The following is a 19,142-nucleotide window of genomic DNA, read 5'->3' as shown; positions in this document are numbered from 1 at the left end:
TCCAGGACTGGAACTGACAAGACGGGAGGTGGGCGTGCCTTGACATCCGCACGCATATTGCTGGATTTTTTTCGGAAGACGTGGTTGGTATATTTGCTCTCACTTCTCCTCCATCTCGTATCCAATCTGATTAATGTTTATTTCCCGAAGGTGCTGGGGGAGTTTACTGACAAGCTGCATGTCGGGGAGCTGACCCGTTCGCTCATTGTCGATTACAGCCTGCTGCTGCTGGCGATCGGGGTAGGGCATGTGCTCTTTAACGGCGTGGCCATGTATTTGATCATGCATATCGGGCGCAGGTTCGAATTTCTCGTAAGAGGGCGGCTGTTTCGTCATTTCACCGAGATGAGCGAGCGCTTCTATTCCCGTAACGGGGTAGGCAAGCTGCTCAGCTATTTCATGAACGATGTCACGGCGGTGCGCGAGTCGATCTCGATGGGCTTTAACCAGTCGGCGAACGCCGCGATGCTGCTTATAGCGGCCATGTCGATGATGTTTATCAGCGGCATCCCGGTTTATCTGATCGCAGCCTCGGTGCTGCCGCTGCTGTTGATTCCGTTTATCGTGGTGTATCTTGGTCCCGTGATCAGAAAGCGGTCGCTGGAGGTGCAGGAGGCGCTTGGACGCATGACCGATACAGCCGAGGAGCAGTTTGGCGGCATTCGGGTCACGAAGAAATTCGCCGTAGAAGATATTATGCAGCAGCGGTTTGACCAAACGGTGGAGCGCATTCGCCGCAACCAGCTTCGACTGGTGCGCGTATCGTCGTTCTTCCAGGCATTGATTCCGTTTCTCGGCACGATTGCATTGATTACGGCGCTGGCATTTGGCGGGTATCTGACGATTATGGGCCGGATCACGCTCGGTAACTTCGTCGCACTCACGCTCTATGTCCGGATGCTGATGACTCCGCTGCAGCAGATTGGCAACGTCATTAATTCAATTCAGCGCTCACGCGCGTCGCTGGAGCGACTGAATGACCTATTGTCCCAGAAGTCGGACATTGTGGAATCAGATCATGCGAAGGCGGTGGATCTCGGCAAAGCCGAAATCCGGATCGACAACCTGAGCTTTGCTTATGAGGACACTTCTCATCAGGTGCTGAAACAGATCGATCTGAACGTTAAACCAGGGCAGACGCTAGGCATCATCGGGCGGACCGGAAGCGGCAAAACAACGCTGATGAAGCTGCTGCTGCGCACCTATGATCCACCTCCGGGCACGATTCATTACGATGAGACGGATGTGAGAGCGTTGACGCTGGAAAGCCTGCGCAGCCAGATCGCCTATGTGCCGCAGGACGGTTTTCTGTTCAGTACGACGATCCGCGAGAATATCGCCTTCTATAAGCGCGATGCGGATCTTGATCGTGTGGAGAGCGCCGCGCGCCAGGCGCAGATCTACGATAATATTGTGGAGCTGCCGAGCCGGTTCGAGACGAGACTGGGGGAGCGCGGCCTGACACTGTCCGGCGGTCAGCGGCAGCGGACGAGTCTGGCCCGCGGCCTGATCAAGAACGCGCCGATCATGATTCTCGATGACAGTGTCAGCGCGGTGGACGCGGTGACAGAGAAGGAGATTATCGATTCGATCCAGAAGGAGCGTCAAGGCAAAACCACGATCATTATCGCGCATCGGATCAGCGCCATCAAACATGCGGATCACATCCTTGTGCTGGATGATGGCGTAATCATTCAGCGCGGCACGCATGAGGAGCTGCTGCGGCAGGACGGACTTTATGCCGACCTTCATGCCATACAGGAGGAGGGAAGCCAGCATGGCACAAGCCATTCATAACTGGAAGGCCGACCAGAAGGCGGATCTGAACCAGCCGGAACAGAAGCCGCATTACATCTCGGCGTTCAAGGCGTTGTCCGGCTATATCAAGCTTCATCGCTTGGGATTTATCGGGGTGTTCTTATGTTCGCTGATTGCAATCATGTCCGAGCTGCTGCAGCCGTTCCTGATGAAAATCGCAATTGATGACAATCTGCTGGCTGGCGTTAACGATTACAGGGGACTGCTGATCATCTGCGCGATCTATCTGGGCTTGTCGGTGTCGAGCTTCGCCTTCACGTATTTGCAGAACAACCTGCTGCAGCATATCGGGCAGAGCATCGTGGCCCGCATTCGCAAGCAGCTGTTTGGCCATATCATGAAGCAGTCGATGAAATATTTCGACCGGATGTCCAGCGGCAGCCTGATCACGCATGTGTCAAGCGACACGGAAGCGCTGAATCAATTTTTCAATCAGGTGCTGCTAAGTCTGTTCCGCGACGGTCTGACGCTCGTGTTCATCATTGTGATGATGTTCCAGCTGGATGGGCAGCTGGCGCTGTATTGCATGATTTTGCTGCCGATTATTTTTGTCATCGCGATTGCGTTCCGCTCATTCATGCGTACGACGTATCAGCTGGCCAGAACGAGGCTGTCACGGATGGTTGCCTTTGTGGCCGAAAATCTGTCCGGCATGAATCTTGTCCAGGTGTTTCACCAGCAGAAAGAGCAGGAGAAGCAGTTCAACGAGCGGAACAGCTCGTATTTTAAAGCCAATTTGCGTGAAATCCGGACGAATGTGCTGTTTGGACGCACCTTTGATATATTGAGCAACCTGTCGATTGCGCTGGTGGTCTGGGTTGGCGGAAACGCGGTGCTGGATCAAAGCCTGGCGTTCGGCGTTCTGTATGCGTTTATAACGTATATCCGTCAGTTCTTCCAGCCGATCAATACGATCACTCAGCAATGGAATACGCTGCAATCGGCTACGGTAGCGGTGTCGCGCATCTGGGCAGTGTTCGAGAGCAAGCCGGAGATCGTGGATCGCACAGATGTCGTGTCAGCGGATGCCGCGGCATCGTCTTCTGCGTCTTCTGCGTCTTCTGCACAGCCGACGAAGTTTGACGTGGACCGTGCGGCAGCTCGGAAGGGCGGCCCAGCGGAGCCTGAGGGGCGTCATTCAGTCAAGAGCGCTCAAGGATTTCTGCCTGAACAGGTGAGAGGACGTATTGATTTTCATGAGGTTTCTTTTGCATACGAGGAAGGGACACCGATTATCCGTCAGGTGGATCTGCATATTCGGCCCGGTGAATTGATCGGGGTGGTCGGTACGACCGGTGCGGGAAAAAGCTCGCTGATCAGCCTGCTGTGCCGCTTCTATGACGTGCAGGAAGGCAGCATCTGCATTGACGGCGTAGATGTGCGCGATATTCCGCAGCGTTCACTGCACCGCATCGTCGGGCTTGTGCAGCAGGAGCCGTACTTGTATTCGGGCAGCATCATTGATAATATCCGGATGTTCGACGAGTCGATCAGCCGTGAGGAAGTGATATCCGCTTGCGAGTTTGTGGGCGCGGATCATATTATCCGGAAGCTGGCGAAAGGCTATGATACGATGCTGTCTGAACGGGGCAGCGGGTTGTCGGCGGGCGAGCGGCAGATGATTTCTTTTGCCCGGATTATTGTGTTCAAGCCGAAGATCCTTATCCTGGATGAAGCCAGCGCCAACCTGGACTCGTACACAGAGCAGCTGATTCAGAATGCCCTTTATGTCGTGTCCCAGAATCGCACCACGATTGTTATTGCCCATCGGTTGTCCACCATCATGCAGGCAGACCGCATTCTCGTGATGAGTAAAGGCGAAATTATAGAGCAAGGCACTCACGAGCAACTGCTGGAGCGCGGCGGCCAGTACCGGGAGCTATACGAGCACTCGCAAGGCCATGTGGCGGTGTAGCAGGAGGGGATATTCGTTGCAGTGCAGTACAGTGCCGTGCAGTGCAGTTCAGGCCGTGCCTGCCATCAGTCTAAGGGGCAGCGCCGTTATTGCCTCTAATACGGGCACATGGCTTCCGGTTGATCGATTCCGGTTCCTGGTATCCAGCAGCTTCCTTCGTCACGCTTCGGCTTACATGCTATAATAGAGAAAACTTGATAAGGGAAGATGAATGATGACCAAACATCGTATCTATACAACCAGCTTTGCAAGTGTCTATCCCCATTATGTGACGAAGGCGGAACGAAAAGGCCGTACCAAAGCCGAAGTGGATGAAATTATCTGTTGGCTGACAGGATATAGCCAGGAAGAGCTGGAAACACAACTGGACGAGAAGACAGATTTTGAGACTTTCTTTGCGAAGGCTCCAGCCATGAATCCGGCGCGGGCTTTGGTTAAAGGCGTCGTATGCGGCGTCCGCGTGGAAGACATTGAAGAAACGACGATGCGGGAAATTCGCTATCTGGATAAGCTGATTGACGAACTGGCTAAAGGGAAAGCGATGGAGAAGATTTTGCGAAAAATGTAGTTAACCCGTTGAAGGATATGGAAGTCCGCCTGTCACGGTGCCCCCGATTGCGAAATCGGGGGTTTTTTGTTGTTATGGCACTCTTTGTGACGCTGTATTGGGATAGAAGTAATGAGCATGTTTATTAGTAGAGACGGTAGGAATCATCATCAGCATGAGTTTCATGTGTTGTGCGTTGTCTGTTTATGGCATTTTTGCGGCCTTTGAGAATACAGATAATGGTATATGAAGTTCGCTTTCCGATACATACAGGATACACACGCAAATTTGTGGTTTAACTACTGGATATTCATGGGAATGATGGCCGTGGTCATGTAGAGCGACGATACAATCGAACAACAGGGGGAGCAAGATGAAAGGTTGTCACAATCTTCCCGCTTATTGATGTTCGCCCTTCTAAGTAGATACATGGGGATTGGATACCCGGGCGGCTTGAAATCGTCGATCAAAGCAATCGGAAGGGAAGGCTGGAGGTGAAGATGCTTATATAGGCTAATGCACGATGAGCGTTGCTGATTGTCAAGTTGGAATGGCGTGCCGTTATGCGGATGGAAGTCATCTGGATTCGTGCGGCGATAAAAGGATGGGTGTAACATTGGGAGGCTTGAGCTCGATCTGATCTTATGACGCTCGCGAACCATGGTCGAATGTTGGAAGTTATCCATGTTGAATCTATCCTATCACAAGAAAACTGGGAATGGACGGCAAAAGCGAACAGGAGGAGAAAGCATGTCTCAGTCCAACATCCCCAACATCACGCCGGTCATTACGATAAGCCGGGAAGACGCCATTAATTTGCTGCTGTCTTCGATTGCCATGGAAGAGTTGGGGTTAAGCCATATTCTTAATGCCGAAGGGGAGAAGCTGCAGTATGTTCTTGGCACCTTGCCGGGAATGACCGGCCCCACGGCGACGATAAGTGATTTGCTGATGATCAATAACAGCATGCGGGAGACCATCCGCGAAATAACGAAGAAAGAATGGGCACTGCAAGGTAAACTGGAGCGGATCATGTCCCCGCCGGTCCCGTTCGGCCCGCCAGGTTCACCGGGGCCGGCAGGACCGACCGGTGCGGTAGCTCCTGGGACGTTCCTGTTTAATGTAGTCGGTGAGGCTGGCAGTGTGCCGATGACAGCCGGTGAAAGCCTTACGTTCACTTCGAACAGTCTCGACATCGCAGCGACACCCGGTTCGGCAATCGTCTCGATTGAGTCGGAGGAAGGCGGGACCGGCGCAACAGGCCTGACTGGCCCAACCGGTGCGACGGGTATCCCGGGTGTGACCGGGGTTTCGGGAGCGACGGGAGCGACGGGTGCTGCCGGATTGACCGGGGCGACCGGGGTGACAGGTGTCACGGGGGGAACCGGGACACCTGGCGAAACCGGCGAGACGGGAGCGACAGGGGCAACGGGTGTGACTGGAACGACAGGCGAGACGGGAGCGACGGGTGCGACCGGGGTAACAGGCGCCACGGGCGTAACGGGTGAGACCGGAACAACAGGCGTGACAGGCGTCACCGGTGTGACGGGCGTGCCAAGGCAACCGTTTGTGCTGGCATCTGCTCCGGAACAATCTGTTGCACCTAACGCCCCGCTGACGAACTATATTTTTGAAGCCGCAGGGCTTGGTTTTGACAACACAACAGGCACCATTACGGTTCAACAGGAAGGCTTGTATTATGTTAACCTAACGTACAACAAAGCTGCGGGAACACCTTCAGGATCCCGCTTCGGCTATGCCTTCAACGGCATTCCATCGTCCACTCCGGATATTCTGGACTCCGCAACTGCAGGCAATGGATATGTGATCGTTTCGATTTATCTCAGTGCCGGGGATACGATTCAAGCCTTGAATTTATCTGCATTCCCGGTTGCACTATCCGAAGGATTGGCGAATAGCGCTGCGCAGCTGTTCTGTTTTCGATTTGCGGGACCTCAGATGACATAAGCTTGCTGTATGGCAGACTGGTGCATAGAAGAAGACTCATGGCGTGTCTCAAACGAATCTCAAGCACATTCAAGGCAATCCCAAGCGAATAAGGATCATTGTCAAGGACTTCAATCTCATTGTAGTCCTTGACCTCATTTTGTTATTAATGAGTTACGCAGGTGAATTCATATATTCACCCCCTTAATAATTACATAATATATATTATGTTAACTTTAGTGGAGGTGAGACATGGAATTGACATTAGTAAGTGATAATAAGGAAAGAGCAGAGTAGGATCTCTGCTCTTGTCAATGCTCGAGGATATGTCTCATTGGATTTCCGCGTGGATCGCTTTCCCTTCTACAGCCCGTATTGGCGCCCCGATTCGTCCACGAATACGGATTGCACGATCGTGCGGCGGAACGGATAGCCCTTGTCGGTAACGCCTGCTGCTTCAGCCGTAATGCTGTACAGTCCCGGCTTGTTGAACGCCGACATGTCCGGCTTTGCATTCGCGCTGAAGTTCTTCGTTGAGATGGACGGGGAAAGCTTCTGCGGGGACAAGCTGTCAGGATCACCGAAATAGCTGATATCATAGCTGATGTTGTTCACATGCGCTTGATCTTGCTGCTGAAGCTGAATTTCTGATCCGGTAGATTTCAGGCTGATCTTGAAATCTTGAGGGCGATGGAACTGGGCTGCCATCAGGTAGGCTGCGGCGTCCGGAGCCGATGCGGTCAGTTCGTAAGCTCCCGGGGCCGGCTGATTCAGCAGCACCTGGTGATGCCATGCCCCCTGGAATATTTCTTCATCTTGGTACATCTCAGGCTGAAGCGTCTCGACAGTGCCGTCCGGATGGGTGAGCTCCAGGCTGTGAAGCGGCTTGTCGCTGATCCAGCTCAACTGAACGGATGCCACGCCATCTTCGACAACGAGCGTCTCGGTTGCCTGTCCGTGGAGCTTGCCTCCCCGGATATAATGGCTGCCCGGATCGTGAGCTACCGAGGCGCTTGGCGCAATCCGTTCGTGGCCGGATTCAGAAGAGAAGGCCTGGGCCGGTTCCGCTTGCTGCAGATAAGGAGCCAGCAGGGAATAGACATGGGAACCTGTGCGCACGCTCGTGTGATTCCAAGGGCCTACGCGGACCATGCGTCCGCCGGGCACATAAGCGCTCTGGACGGTGACGACACCGTCGTTGTCGCCATAGGAAGACAAATACAGTCCGCCGAAGAAATGCGAAGTGCTGCCAGAAGACCAACTATTGCCCGCGAGTGTGTAAAAGGGTACGCCTCTGCCCGAGCTCAGCCCATCGGTCTGTGAGCGGAAATATTGCATGTAGGACGTCTGCATCGAAGCGGTGCCGGGATTTCTGGAACCGATCAGGTCTGCCAGCCAGCCGGCCCAACTGCTGTAGGCAAGGTCTGCCAACTGCGAGCCGTGATGCGGGCTGCCCAGGGTGATGACGCGCTGCACATAAGGTGCCGCACCGTAATGGACGATGGCTGCCTGTGTATCGACACCGCCTTTGCTGTGGGCGATCACGATCAGTTTTTTACCGAAATGCTCGCTGATTTCCCGGATTTTCCCGGAGAGAAGCCTGCCGTTGTCCCACATGCTCTCGGAGGTTCCTGTAATGTCATACAGATTGATAAAAGAAGTCTGGTACCCGTTATTGTACGCCTGTTCATACATATCGTTGTTCTCGTACCATACATTGGCACTGCTGTTCAGGCCATGCACGAACAGGATGGCCGGCTTCGATGGATCGACACGCTCAGGCGCAGCGCCCACCGTCCAGCTTCCGGGTGTGCCGCCCGTGTTCGGATTTGTCGGTTTTCCCGCCTGCACCGGCGAAGTCGTGATGCTGAATGTGATGAGGCCAGCAAGCAATAAAGACATCCATTTTCTCATAAATTCATCCCCTTCCAACTTTTTCAATTCTCTCGTATCTTAGCATCTGAAATAAATGGGAAGTGTCGATTCTATTTCAAATTTTCGTTAAATCTATGAGGAAGTGTAAAAAATGATGTAGGTTTCATAGATGGAATATTTCACTAGGTAAGCGTGATTAAATATACTAATGATTGAATGCGAAGCGGCAGCGGCTTTACAATGAATGCGTTTGCGATGATATACTCGCACTGTACTCTATGAATAGAGCGCTACCCAATGGTCCTAAGACTTTGAGACTGTTGTAGATTGGAACTGGAAATGTTAGGGTAAAAGCAGATAACGAAGTGACTTATTTTTTTACGCTAGAATGACCGTTATACCAAATTGGTCAATTGGTTCTGTTTCGTTTTTTTAATGTTTTGCATTCAATGTGATTACTTGCAGCATATGAAGTGATCTCCGTGAATTTGTAGCGTTTATTTCAAAAAAGTCATGATTCAGAAGGTTGGATTAATAAGTTGGAGGAGGAGTGATGTGCATGTCCCTTTTTTCAGTACCGCAACCCAAAACATTCGGCCCTTTAGGTAACTTGCCGCATTTAAACTTTGAGGAGCCTGTGCAATCCCTGGTTAAACTTGCAGACCAATATGGACCTATCTTTCGAATGGAGTATCCAGGACGAAGCGAGCTGTATATTTCAGGTCATGAGCTGGTCGCCGAGGTAACGGATGAATCCAAATTCGATAAGCGTGTGTGGGCACCTCTTGAGAAAGTTCGTGCGTTTGCAGGAGATGGCTTGTTTACAAGCTGGACCTATGAATCCAATTGGACAAAAGCCCACAATGTGCTGTTACCCAGCTTCAGCCAGCGAGCCATGCAAGGATATCATAACAAGATGGTTGATCTGGCTGTGCAGCTTGTTCAGAAATGGTCCAGGCTGAATCCCGATGAAGCGGTTAACGTCCCCGATGATATGACACGTCTAACCCTGGATACGATCGGATTGTGTGGCTTCAATTATCGGTTTAACAGCTTTTACAGAGAAGAACCGCACCCATTTATCACGAGCATGGTACGCGCATTGGATGAGGCCATGAGTTCACTGCAGCGCCTTCGTATTCAGGATAAGCTGATGATCAGTAAAAAGAAACAGTTCGAACAGGATATCCGTTCGATGTTCACGCTGGTCGATCATATTATTGCCGAGCGCAAAGAGCACCCTCAGGAAGGTGCGGATGATCTGTTATCCCATATGCTTAACGGCAAGGACCCGGAAACGGGAGAAACACTGGATGATGAAAATATCCGTTATCAGATTATTACATTCCTCATTGCAGGGCATGAGACAACGAGTGGATTACTATCCTTTGCCATTTACTACTTGATGAAAAATCCGGATAAGTTGGCCAAGGCGCAAGCCGAAGCCGACCAGATTCTGAAAGATCCGGTTCCGACGTACAATCAGGTTCGCAATCTGAAATACATCCGCATGGTGCTGAACGAAGCGTTGCGCTTGTGGCCAACGGCTCCGGCATTTTCCCTTTACGCCAAAGAGGACACGGTGCTCGCAGGAAAGTACCCTTTGCAAAAAGGGGATAGTGTAAGTGTGCTCATTCCCAAGCTGCACCGTGACCGTGATGCTTGGGGGGACGATGTAGAGGAATTCCGTCCGGAGCGGTTCGAGGATCCGAGCAAGGTTCCGCATGATGCCTACAAGCCGTTTGGTAATGGTCAACGGGCCTGCATTGGACAGCAGTTTGCACTTCAGGAGGCAACGCTTGTGCTGGGCATGGTCCTGAAACATTTTGACCTGATCGATCATACCGATTATCAGTTGAAGGTAAAAGAGACTTTGACACTCAAGCCGGACAATTTCACCATTCGGGTTCGTGTCCGTGGTGGGCAGCCTGTCATGGCTGTTCCAGGTGTTTCGGTAAAGGAACCATCTTCGGTTGCCAAAAGAAAAGTGCCTGATCCGGCAAATGCCCATCACACCCCGATGCTGGTCTTGTACGGCTCCAATCTGGGTACTGCGGAAGGCATTGCCCGTGAGATTGCAGATCATGCACGATACCAGGGATTTCGAAGTGAAGTCGCAGCACTGAATGATCGGGTAGGCAAACTGCCGAAAGAAGGTGTTGTTATTATCGTCAGTGCATCCTACAATGGCCAGCCGCCGAGTAATGCCAAGGACTTTGTGGAATGGATTGAACATGCAGATCACAAGGAATTTGAGGGAGTCCGTTATGCTGTTCTTGGATGCGGGGATCACAACTGGGCCAGCACGTATCAGCGTATCCCGCGTTTGATTGATGAACAGCTCTCTTCGAAGAGCGCAACGCGGTTGTCTCCTCTTGGTGAAAGTGATGCAAGCGGGGATTTTGAGAAGCAGGTAGAGGACTGGAGTGAACAATTGTGGCAGGATCTGGCACGAGCGATGGGACTTGAGCTCAGCAGCAGCTCAGGCAGTGAACGCAGTTCATTGTCCGTACAGTTTGTAAGTGGGCTAGCGGTGACACCGCTCGCAGATACGTATGATGCCCATGTAGCTCAAGTGCTCGAAAATCGGGAACTTCATGATGCGGGCAGCCCGCGGAGTACACGTCATCTGGAAATTAAACTGCCTGAGGGCATGACCTACAAGGAAGGTGATCATCTGGGAATTCTGCCGCAAAATCCACCGGAACTTGTGGAACGCGTACTAAAGCGCTACGGTTTCACCGGTACGGAACATTTGGTTCTGGATGCATCGGGTCGAAGTGCCGCACATTTGCCCCTACAGCAGCCGGTTAATCTATATGACCTGCTCAGTCACAGTGTGGAGCTACAAGAGGCAGCAACGCGTGCACAGCTGAGAGAGCTGGCGGCATATACCGTATGCCCGCCGCACAAGAAGGAGCTTGAAGCTCTCCTGGATGAATCTGTGTATATGGAAGAAGTGCGGAGCAAACGGATATCGATGCTGGATTATCTGGTTAAATACGAGGCATGTGAAATGCCGTTTGAACGCTTCCTGGAACTGCTGCCTCCACTCAAAGCAAGATATTATTCCATCTCCAGTTCACCTCGTGTACAGCCGGAACAGGCCAGCATCACAGTCCGTGTAGTCCGTGCTCCTGCCTGGAGCGGACAAGGGGAATATACAGGCATAGCGTCAAACTATCTGGCGAACCTGAAACCGGGTGAAGAGGTGGTTATGTTCATACGGACGCCAGAGTCCGGGTTTGATTTGCCAGATCAAGCGGATGTACCGATTGTTATGGTAGGTCCTGGAACAGGTGTGGCACCATTCCGTGGTTTCCTGCAGGCAAGACGTGTTTTGAAGGAACAAGGGCAGCAGGTTGGCGAAGCCCATCTGTACTTTGGATGCCGTAACCCGGAACATGACTTTTTGTATAAAAATGAGCTTGAAGCTGCACAGCAAGAAGGGCTTGTCCAACTCCATACGGCTTTCTCCAGAGTAGATGGACAGGACAAATGCTACGTGCAGCATCTGATGAGAGACGACGCCCACAAGCTGATTCCACTGCTTGAGCAGGGCGGGCATCTGTATGTTTGCGGAGATGGAAGCAAGATGGCTCCTGATGTGGAGGCTACGCTCAAGCAAGCATACATCGACATTAGCGGCAAATCCGCAGAACAGGCGGATGCATGGCTTGAACGTTTGCAGCAGGAAGGCCGGTACGCCAAAGATGTTTGGACAGGTCTATAGTGGGATAAACGAAATGAATCGAGTATTACTTGCCATACATGAATGAGTTGCACGGTGAGACACAGAGAAAAAAGCTGTGCTCACCGTTATTTAGTCGTGATGTCCCCATACGAGCATAGCGATACAAGTTAAGGTATAATTTAATGGGCAGTATAGATGTATAGCAAGAGACTGAGACTGATCAGTGTATCTGCTTTTTCTTTTTGGCGTGCTGGGCGAAGGCTCATAATCTAAGATACAGGAAGTGATCCAATTGAACGTGGAAATCAATAAAGATCTTATAAAGGATGAGCGCGGGAATTATTATATTGCCGTGCAAATGGAAGGGAACGAGCTAACCCTCGTCAATGCGTTTGTTGAAGCATCCTTTACCCCAGAATTGATCTACAATGAAGAGTTTCGTAACAGACATAAGGAGATCGAGGGCGGGTTCGTTGGCAAAATTGCTATGGACCTACTGCGCCATGATGTGGTCATGGGGCTGAAAGCCATCGACCGAAAGCTGCTGGACTTGTCCGAAGTGGAGCAGCAGTATAAGGTGAGTTTTATTGATACCATTGAATTCTTTCGCCATCCCGCGTGGAACACACACAAAGCTTGAACGCTAGCGTCTTGTATTCAGACACCTTTGGAGAAAGGCAACGGGATTGGGACTATCGGTACCGATCCGATCGGCGCAGCGGTGCAATTCGCTAACCCATCCAATGGAGATACTGTATTGCAGAGTGTCTGAATTCGCAGTATCGGTTTACGGATGCAGATCGCGTCGTTTACGCTTAATATAGGATGAACGTATATCGGACCGCGAGTGATCGCGGTCTTTTCATTTCAATTCACATCTGCCTCTATGAGGCAATAAGCTAGAAAAGGGCCGAGAGTAGGGGCCCCTATGCCTATTCATACCCATCAGCGAGAGCAAGATCGAGGGAACAATCGGCGAAGTTTATATCCTTCAGTTAACAACGGGTTATCGCCCTCTATAACTGCGTATAATATAAATTATACGCAGTTTACGTTATGAGCGAATGGGCGCACCAGCATGTACACTTGGTCATCTTTCATGCTCCTGAAAGCGCGATATGGCTCGCAATCCGTCAACGGATCAGGTACAATGAAGAGCGTTATCGTGCATCCAATAGGGAGAAGTTGGCACGAGTCGGTGAAACATCATAGAGGCAATCCTAGATTCAGTGAATTGGCGATCGAGAATGGAGTGTGTGGCAGCGATGAACAGACATGGGGAAGAAGAGATCTCGGACCGGTATGGCCTGTACCTGGATTCGTTTCTGATCTGGATGCAGGATGCGGGATACAGCGAATACACCGAGCGGAACTATATGAGCGATGTGAGGCAATTTCTGAGCACGCTGGATGGGCGGGATCTCGCCGAGTGTAAAAAACTTCAGGTGATCGCGTATTTATCTCAAGCGAGACGAAATGGCGCCAGCGATCAGACGCGTAACCGCAAGCATGCGGCTATTCATTGCTTCTTCAAGGCGCTGCAGGAGCTGGAGCTGCTCGAGAACAATCCGGCAGCTGGCATCAAGAAGGCCAAGACGGAGAAGAATAAAGCCCCGGTCTATATGGATGAACAGCAGCTGACAGCGTTTCTGCAATCGGTCAGCGGCAAATACCGGGAGCGCAACCTGGCGATTTTCCTGCTGATGGCGTTCATGGGGCTACGCGTAGGGGAAGTGCATGGACTTAATCTCGGGGACTATCAGCCTGACCGTAAAACACTGCAAGTATTCGGTAAAGGGCGGAAATGGAGGACAATCCCGGTTCCGGAGCCGGTTGCCGAGATGCTGTCCGTCTACCTGGAGCACAGGCTGACGCCTTATCGGCGTAAAGAAGAGGCGATGTTCATCTCCCAGAAGGGGAGAAGACTGTCGATCCGCACCATTCAGCAAATTGCAGCGGATTCGTTCCGGCAGTACCAGAGTCATCTTCCAGAGCAGATGCGGGTCGCTTATTCCAGTCACAAGCTTCGCCACTCCTTCGCTACCATGCTGCTGCGCAAAGGAACGGATATTCGAACGGTGCAGGAGCTGCTCGGTCATGCCTCGATCCAGACGACCACGGTGTATACGCATGTTTCCAATCGGGAGAAGGAAGAGGCGATGACTCGGCTGGACGTGAAACTGCCGAAGCTGCGTTCAAACCGCAGATGATTAATGTCATTAAATAAATAATCAAATTACATAATGAGGATTATGTAAACCTGATGAATGATGCAGATTTGCGGTTTCAAACGGAATGGAGGCACCGCGCGCTGGGAACTGCGCGCAGTGCGAATAATCGTTGGGGGCATCATCATATGTAGAGGATAATACAGTGAGCGCAGGAGGCAGATCGGCTCGCTATCAGGTTTCTATAAAATTCGACATGCGACAAAGAAAGGCGTCCAATTTGGACGCTTTTTTATGTGCGCTGTGCGCTGTTCGATGAATCGAATGTGGAACGCTTATAATCATTCGTTTATCCATTTAATAGTTAATGACATTAATCAATATGGAAGACATCATAATATATATTATGTTAACATTTGTTGTTTCACAGCCGTCACAAGCAGACGATGTGTCCCAGATATGCTACAATAAACCTCGTTCGACTTATATGGAAAGGAACGATGTCGCCATGTTTACATTGTCATCCCTCCTTCTGTTTATGGGGGCGGCGATTCTGCTTATTCTTGTGCCGGGTCCGGATCTGGTTTTTGCGGTGACGCAAGGGCTGACCAGCGGCAAGAAAGCCGGGGTATTAACCGCGCTCGGGTTAAGTCTCGGCAACATTGTACATACGCTCGCCGCAGCGCTTGGACTGTCCCTCATTCTGAAAACGTCTGCCGTAGCGTTTACGGCTTTCAAGATCGCCGGGGCGCTCTATTTATTTTACCTGGCCTATAAATCGATCAAATACCGCAAAGAGCCGATTGGCCTCGAGAAGGGCAAGCCCCAGTCCGGCCGCAGCCTGTTGATGAAAGGCTTTCTGATGAATGTGCTGAACCCGAAGGTGGCGATTTTCTTCCTGACCTTCCTGCCCCAGTTTGTGAACTATCAGATCGGCCAAGTTGGATTGCAGCTTGTCATCCTAGGTCTTATTTTTCTCGTGCTCAGCGGGGTGATCTTCGGCTTGCTGGCGTATTTTGCCGGGGTGTTCAGTCAGCGAATGCTCAGGAGCTCCCGCTTCGGGGAGATGGCGAATGTTGCAGGAGCGGCGATCTTCTCCGCGCTGGGCGTCAAGCTGCTGACTACCAAGCTATAAGAAGCAGTATGTGTGTATGTATGTGTGATTCTGGCATACGGTAATGGGCGGAGCTTGTGTATAATGTAATGACACGGAACAGGGAGGCGGATGGCCACCCTCCTGTTCCGCCGTTTCTGCCAGTCGTTAAGGCCCTGAGTTACTGATCACGTTGATGGCGGGCTTCGTCCTTGATTTCTTCACGAAATCCGGCGATGCTTTCTCTGCGGCGCGTGTTGCGTTCCTCGATTTGTTCCTTTTCCTCGGCCGGAATTTCGTCTCCAAATTCCTCAAGATAATCTTCAGCCTCGCGGAAGTTTTCAATGGTGTCCTGGACCGCATCCTGCAGATGCTCGACATTATCCTCGCGATTATCCGGTTTTGCCACTGGTGTTCACCTCCCGAAATGACAGTGATTCATGCTGAGTATGCACTCCACAAGTTTTCCAAAATAATGGCTCTGTTATGCATTTCACAGCGTTTCTGCTATGAAAAGGAAACATTATTGTCATGAATGAAGGTCAGTCTGTTCATAATCCGCTTTAGCAGATATGTTATAATGTCGGAATAAGTAGTATATGGGCACATAAGGCAAAGAGCTTTGAGGAGGAACACTCATTGAAGGCAAGAGGTTTTACTTTCTGGATCCGTATAATGACAATCATTCCTATATTGCTGTCGGCCTGTTCGTCGGAGCAGGCCCAACCGCAGCCTGAACCCCAGCCCCAATCGCTGGAGCAGACCCCGCCGGAAGCGGCTGAAGAAGGGCAGACGATTACGATCGTCACGCCTGAAACTGCCCAAAATCCGGCGGAAGAAAAGAACCAGTATCAGATTCACACACGACTGACCGATTTTCATCTGCTGAATGAATCGACTGGAATCGCGTGGGGCCTGACCAACAATGCGTTACGATTGTACCTAACCGAGGATTACGGCGTCACCTGGGTTGACATATCGCCATCCGAGAACGTGAAGTTTACGGATAAGCTGGAGTACGGCAGGGATATCGTATTCCCGGATAAAGATCATGGCTGGATCATTCGCAATCAGCGTGGCGGCGCCGGAACGGTGCTGCTGAACACGGATGACGGCGGGGATACGTGGAGCATCTCTTCGCTGCCCGAACGCGGAAGCGTGATGGCCGTGGCGTTTGCATCGGCAAGGCTCGGCTGGATCATGTCTTCGGAGAAAAGCTTCGGCTACGCCCAGGACAAAACGCTGTTCCAGACGGATGACAACGGCCGCTCCTGGGACAAGGTTATGCAAAACTCGGATTACCCGTCAGCGAACATTCCAAGCACGGTCATGCCGCAGTCGGGGAGGGTGATCGGCATGGATTTTTCCAACGCTAACGTCGGACTCGCAACGGTGAAGGACACACACTTGTCGAGACTGTATATTACCCGTGACGGAGGTCAGAAATGGAGCTCGTCGGCCCAGGTGTTCAACAGCACATCACTGAACCGGTGCGAGGACATAACTCCTGGAAAGCCGAAATTTCTCGGCAACCGAACGGACGCCTACATCCCTGTCACCTGCTACACGGAGGATCGAACGAGCTATTTCGGCTATTTCACCGCCGACAGCGGCAAGTCGTGGAATCTCGTTCCGTTTGAGCGCATCGGCGACATGGAGAACGGCTCGATCCAGCCGGTGTTCAGACGGCTTTACGACGGCTGGAAAATGGCGAACGGGATCGTCTACCATACGACGGATATGGGCAAGAACTGGAAGCCGTTCCCGAGGGACAAGCTGCTGACTCAAAATCTCGGGAACTATCCTAGGGTGGTAAAATTGCAGTTCTTCAGCTCGAAAGTAGGCTGGCTGCTGATTGAAACGCATGATCAGAAGCGTTCCCGGCTGATGAAGAGCACGGATGGCGGCGTGACATGGCAAGGCATTTAACGCTGAATATGCATCGCAGTGGATTATTTGATAACGGATCTTTAATGGATGGATGATCCTATAGCTGAGCATGTAACTGATCACTTGGCTGAACATCTCATGAATTATCATGATGATCAGCTAGCGTATTACAGGCTTTATCTGCTAAAAAACCTATTCGGTATGGCAGGTAAAGCCTTTTTGCCGGTGAATAGGAGGTTAACACGATTTTTAAAGCCGTGTCCTCTGCGTTATTGGGATACTATGTTCATCTTTCAGCATTCATGTGAAAATAATCACAAAACATAAGCGCCCGTTATGCTATGCTAGGAGTGTAAGGAAGAGCTTCCACACCACAAGCAGAAGGAGCGGATCGAGATGACTTATGATCGGATCACCCAACATTATCTGAACCTTTGTTATAACTGTGACTATAACCACGAATGCCAGACCGAAGAGGAATGCCTGGCCTGCTGGACCGAGCAAGGATTGCTCACCGCCGAGGACGATGGGCAGCAGGAGACAAGAAGATGGATGCAGATGGCCAATGACTGACTCGTCATCGCAAGCACAACCCCCTGCAAGCGAAGGACACCGCGGTGTCTCGCTGCAGGGGGTTGCTGTGTGCTTGAGCCCTCTAATTCGCCTGTAATCCGCTTGTTTCTTCGTGAAGGCTGGAGTGTGGTTATAATACACTATATCATCGCGAATTTGAAGGAAGGACATTGACAGGATTGCGGGACAGGCTTCAACATTTTGTCTAAAAACTTTGTTTCCCTGTGTTAAGTTGTCTAAAAATAGGCATATACATAAAGCAAGACAAGGTGGAGGGGGGAGCCATATGGGATGGGGATCGGATTGGATGTTCGATTTTTTTGGCAGTGTCATGCCCGTGTTCTTCATTGTCGTTGTCGGCATTGTGCTGCTCTCTGCAGGGAAAGGGCTTTTGCAATGGAGCCGGAACAATCGTCAGCCGCTGCTCACCGTGGAATCTAAAATTGTAAGCAAGCGCACGGAGGTGAAGCACACCCATCACCATGACGATACGATGTCCAGTCGGACGCGTACCACCTATTACGTCACTTTCGAGGTTGAAAGCGGGGACCGGATGGAGTTTGTCGTGAGCGGAGAGGAGTATGGGATGTGTGCGGAGGGGGATCAAGGAATGCTGCGATTCCAGGGCACCCGGTTCTACAGCTTCGCGAGACATCCGAAGATCCATCAGGATCTGGCCAGAGGTTAGCCTCACACCGTCTATGCCGGAATGCTGCATCTTCACCCGAGGATTGGTAAGCGAACTTCTGTGCGCTATAATGAAATCATATCGTGATGCGATTATTTACGCTTGCACAGGAGGAGCCAAATCACATGAATACAACCACGTTCAAAGGAACAACCGTCGTCATTACCGGTGCAGCCAAGGGCATCGGCAAGGGGCTGGCGGAAGCATACGCTGCCGCTGGCGCGGATGTGATTGTCAGCGACACACTGAAGGATGAAGGGCAGCAGACGGCCGAACAGCTGCAAGCGAACGGATATTCAGCTGTCTTCGTCCCATGCGATGTCCGGGACGAGCACGAGATTAAGCAGTTGATGGAAGAGGCAGTCAGACGGACCGGACGGCTCGATATTCTGATCAACAACGCCGGGGTATCGCGCTGGAAGTCTCCCTATGAATTGAAGGTCGAGGAATGGGATGATGTGCTGAATACCAATGCGAGAAGCTGTTTTCTGGCCTCGCGGGAAGCGGCATTACATATGAGAACCAATGGCGGGGGCGCCATTGTCAACATTTCCTCGACCAGATCGGTCATGTCCGAGCCGAACTCTGAAGCGTACGCGGCGTCCAAAGGCGCGATTGTCGCCTTGACCCATGCGATGGCAGTCAGCCTCGGGCCAGACGGCATTCGCGTCAACTGCATCAGTCCGGGCTGGATCGAAACGGGCAGCTATGATCAGCTGCGGCCGGAGGATCACAGTCAGCATCCGGCAGGCCGGGTCGGCGTGCCGAAGGATATCGCCAAGGCTTGCTTCTACTTTACAGATCCGGACAACACCTTTGTGACCGGGGCGCATCTCGTCGTGGACGGGGGAATGACGCGTAAAATGATATATGAGGAATAGAGCGAACGAGGAATAAACCCGAAGGATTGGCCGAGCTTCATCTAGGCCGATCC

The 19,142-nt window shown here is 51.6% G+C and carries 15 protein-coding genes; 13 read left to right on the top strand and 2 right to left on the bottom strand.

Features of this window, described 5'->3' with window-relative positions; all coding sequences use genetic code 11:
- The first annotated feature begins 39 nt into the window (after window positions 1-39).
- The 5 genes from MKX64_RS23130 (at window position 40) to MKX64_RS23110 (ending at window position 6,248) form a co-directional block, all read left to right on the top strand.
- Window positions 40-1,797, top strand: a complete 1,758-nt coding sequence (locus MKX64_RS23130) for an ABC transporter ATP-binding protein (protein WP_095263752.1) — start codon at window positions 40-42, stop codon at window positions 1,795-1,797.
- Window positions 1,778-3,733 carry an ABC transporter ATP-binding protein gene (locus tag MKX64_RS23125; RefSeq protein ID WP_230875641.1) on the top strand — a complete coding sequence of 652 codons (1,956 nt, stop codon included), beginning with the start codon at window positions 1,778-1,780 and terminating at the stop codon, window positions 3,731-3,733. The genes MKX64_RS23130 and MKX64_RS23125 overlap by 20 nt, the downstream gene beginning before the upstream one ends.
- 16 nt (window positions 3,734-3,749) lie before the next feature.
- Window positions 3,750-3,917 (top strand): hypothetical protein, encoded by a 168-nt coding sequence (locus MKX64_RS23120; RefSeq protein WP_155617788.1) that lies wholly within the window; start codon window positions 3,750-3,752, stop codon window positions 3,915-3,917.
- A gap of 30 nt (window positions 3,918-3,947) precedes the next feature.
- Complete coding sequence (locus tag MKX64_RS23115; protein WP_095398462.1) at window positions 3,948-4,301, top strand: DUF2200 domain-containing protein; 354 nt, start codon at window positions 3,948-3,950, stop codon at window positions 4,299-4,301.
- A 729-nt stretch (window positions 4,302-5,030) separates the two neighbouring features.
- Entirely contained in the window at window positions 5,031-6,248 is a 1,218-nt protein-coding gene (locus tag MKX64_RS23110) for a collagen-like protein (protein WP_341037583.1), read from the top strand.
- Between the two features lie 342 nt (window positions 6,249-6,590).
- Here MKX64_RS23110 and MKX64_RS23105 read toward each other — a convergent pair whose 3' ends face one another.
- Window positions 6,591-8,141: an esterase/lipase family protein gene (locus MKX64_RS23105; protein ID WP_341037582.1), complete on the bottom strand. Its 1,551-nt coding sequence runs from the start codon at window positions 8,139-8,141 to the stop codon at window positions 6,591-6,593.
- A 520-nt stretch (window positions 8,142-8,661) separates the two neighbouring features.
- On the opposite strand from MKX64_RS23105, the gene MKX64_RS23100 reads away from it, so the two are divergent.
- The 4 genes from MKX64_RS23100 (at window position 8,662) to MKX64_RS23085 (ending at window position 15,099) form a co-directional block, all read left to right on the top strand.
- Window positions 8,662-11,835, top strand: coding sequence for a bifunctional cytochrome P450/NADPH--P450 reductase (locus tag MKX64_RS23100; RefSeq protein ID WP_341037580.1), 3,174 nt, complete (start codon window positions 8,662-8,664; stop codon window positions 11,833-11,835).
- 253 nt (window positions 11,836-12,088) lie between these two features.
- On the top strand, window positions 12,089-12,436 hold the full coding sequence (locus MKX64_RS23095; RefSeq protein WP_095263756.1) for a hypothetical protein: 348 nt from the start codon (window positions 12,089-12,091) through the stop codon (window positions 12,434-12,436).
- Between the two features lie 625 nt (window positions 12,437-13,061).
- Complete coding sequence (locus tag MKX64_RS23090) at window positions 13,062-14,006, top strand: tyrosine-type recombinase/integrase (protein ID WP_244908081.1); 945 nt, start codon at window positions 13,062-13,064, stop codon at window positions 14,004-14,006.
- Between the two features lie 466 nt (window positions 14,007-14,472).
- Window positions 14,473-15,099 carry a LysE family translocator gene (locus tag MKX64_RS23085; RefSeq protein WP_095263758.1) on the top strand — a complete coding sequence of 209 codons (627 nt, stop codon included), beginning with the start codon at window positions 14,473-14,475 and terminating at the stop codon, window positions 15,097-15,099.
- Window positions 15,100-15,238: 139 nt separating this feature from the next.
- Here MKX64_RS23085 and tlp read toward each other — a convergent pair whose 3' ends face one another.
- The gene (tlp, locus tag MKX64_RS23080; RefSeq protein ID WP_095263759.1) at window positions 15,239-15,466 is read right to left on the bottom strand and encodes a small acid-soluble spore protein Tlp; all 228 of its coding nucleotides are present in this window, start codon (window positions 15,464-15,466) and stop codon (window positions 15,239-15,241) included.
- Window positions 15,467-15,696: 230 nt separating this feature from the next.
- Between tlp and MKX64_RS23075 the strand changes: the two genes are divergently transcribed.
- From MKX64_RS23075 to MKX64_RS23060, 4 genes are all read left to right on the top strand, one after another.
- Complete coding sequence (locus MKX64_RS23075; protein WP_095263760.1) at window positions 15,697-16,986, top strand: YCF48-related protein; 1,290 nt, start codon at window positions 15,697-15,699, stop codon at window positions 16,984-16,986.
- Window positions 16,987-17,343: 357 nt separating this feature from the next.
- On the top strand, window positions 17,344-17,520 hold the full coding sequence (locus MKX64_RS23070) for a hypothetical protein (RefSeq protein WP_176475566.1): 177 nt from the start codon (window positions 17,344-17,346) through the stop codon (window positions 17,518-17,520).
- A 286-nt stretch (window positions 17,521-17,806) separates the two neighbouring features.
- Window positions 17,807-18,208 (top strand): DUF2500 domain-containing protein, encoded by a 402-nt coding sequence (locus MKX64_RS23065; protein WP_095398455.1) that lies wholly within the window; start codon window positions 17,807-17,809, stop codon window positions 18,206-18,208.
- A 125-nt stretch (window positions 18,209-18,333) separates the two neighbouring features.
- Window positions 18,334-19,089 (top strand): SDR family NAD(P)-dependent oxidoreductase, encoded by a 756-nt coding sequence (locus tag MKX64_RS23060; RefSeq protein ID WP_341037577.1) that lies wholly within the window; start codon window positions 18,334-18,336, stop codon window positions 19,087-19,089.
- Window positions 19,090-19,142 lie beyond the last annotated feature (53 nt).

Origin of the sequence: Paenibacillus sp. FSL M8-0334 (genome assembly GCF_038000405.1) — a bacterium.
In the GTDB taxonomy this organism is placed as follows: domain Bacteria; phylum Bacillota; class Bacilli; order Paenibacillales; family Paenibacillaceae; genus Paenibacillus_AQ; species Paenibacillus_AQ campinasensis.
Note: the sequence above shows the minus strand (reverse complement) of the source record. Positions and strands in the feature narration are given on the sequence as shown.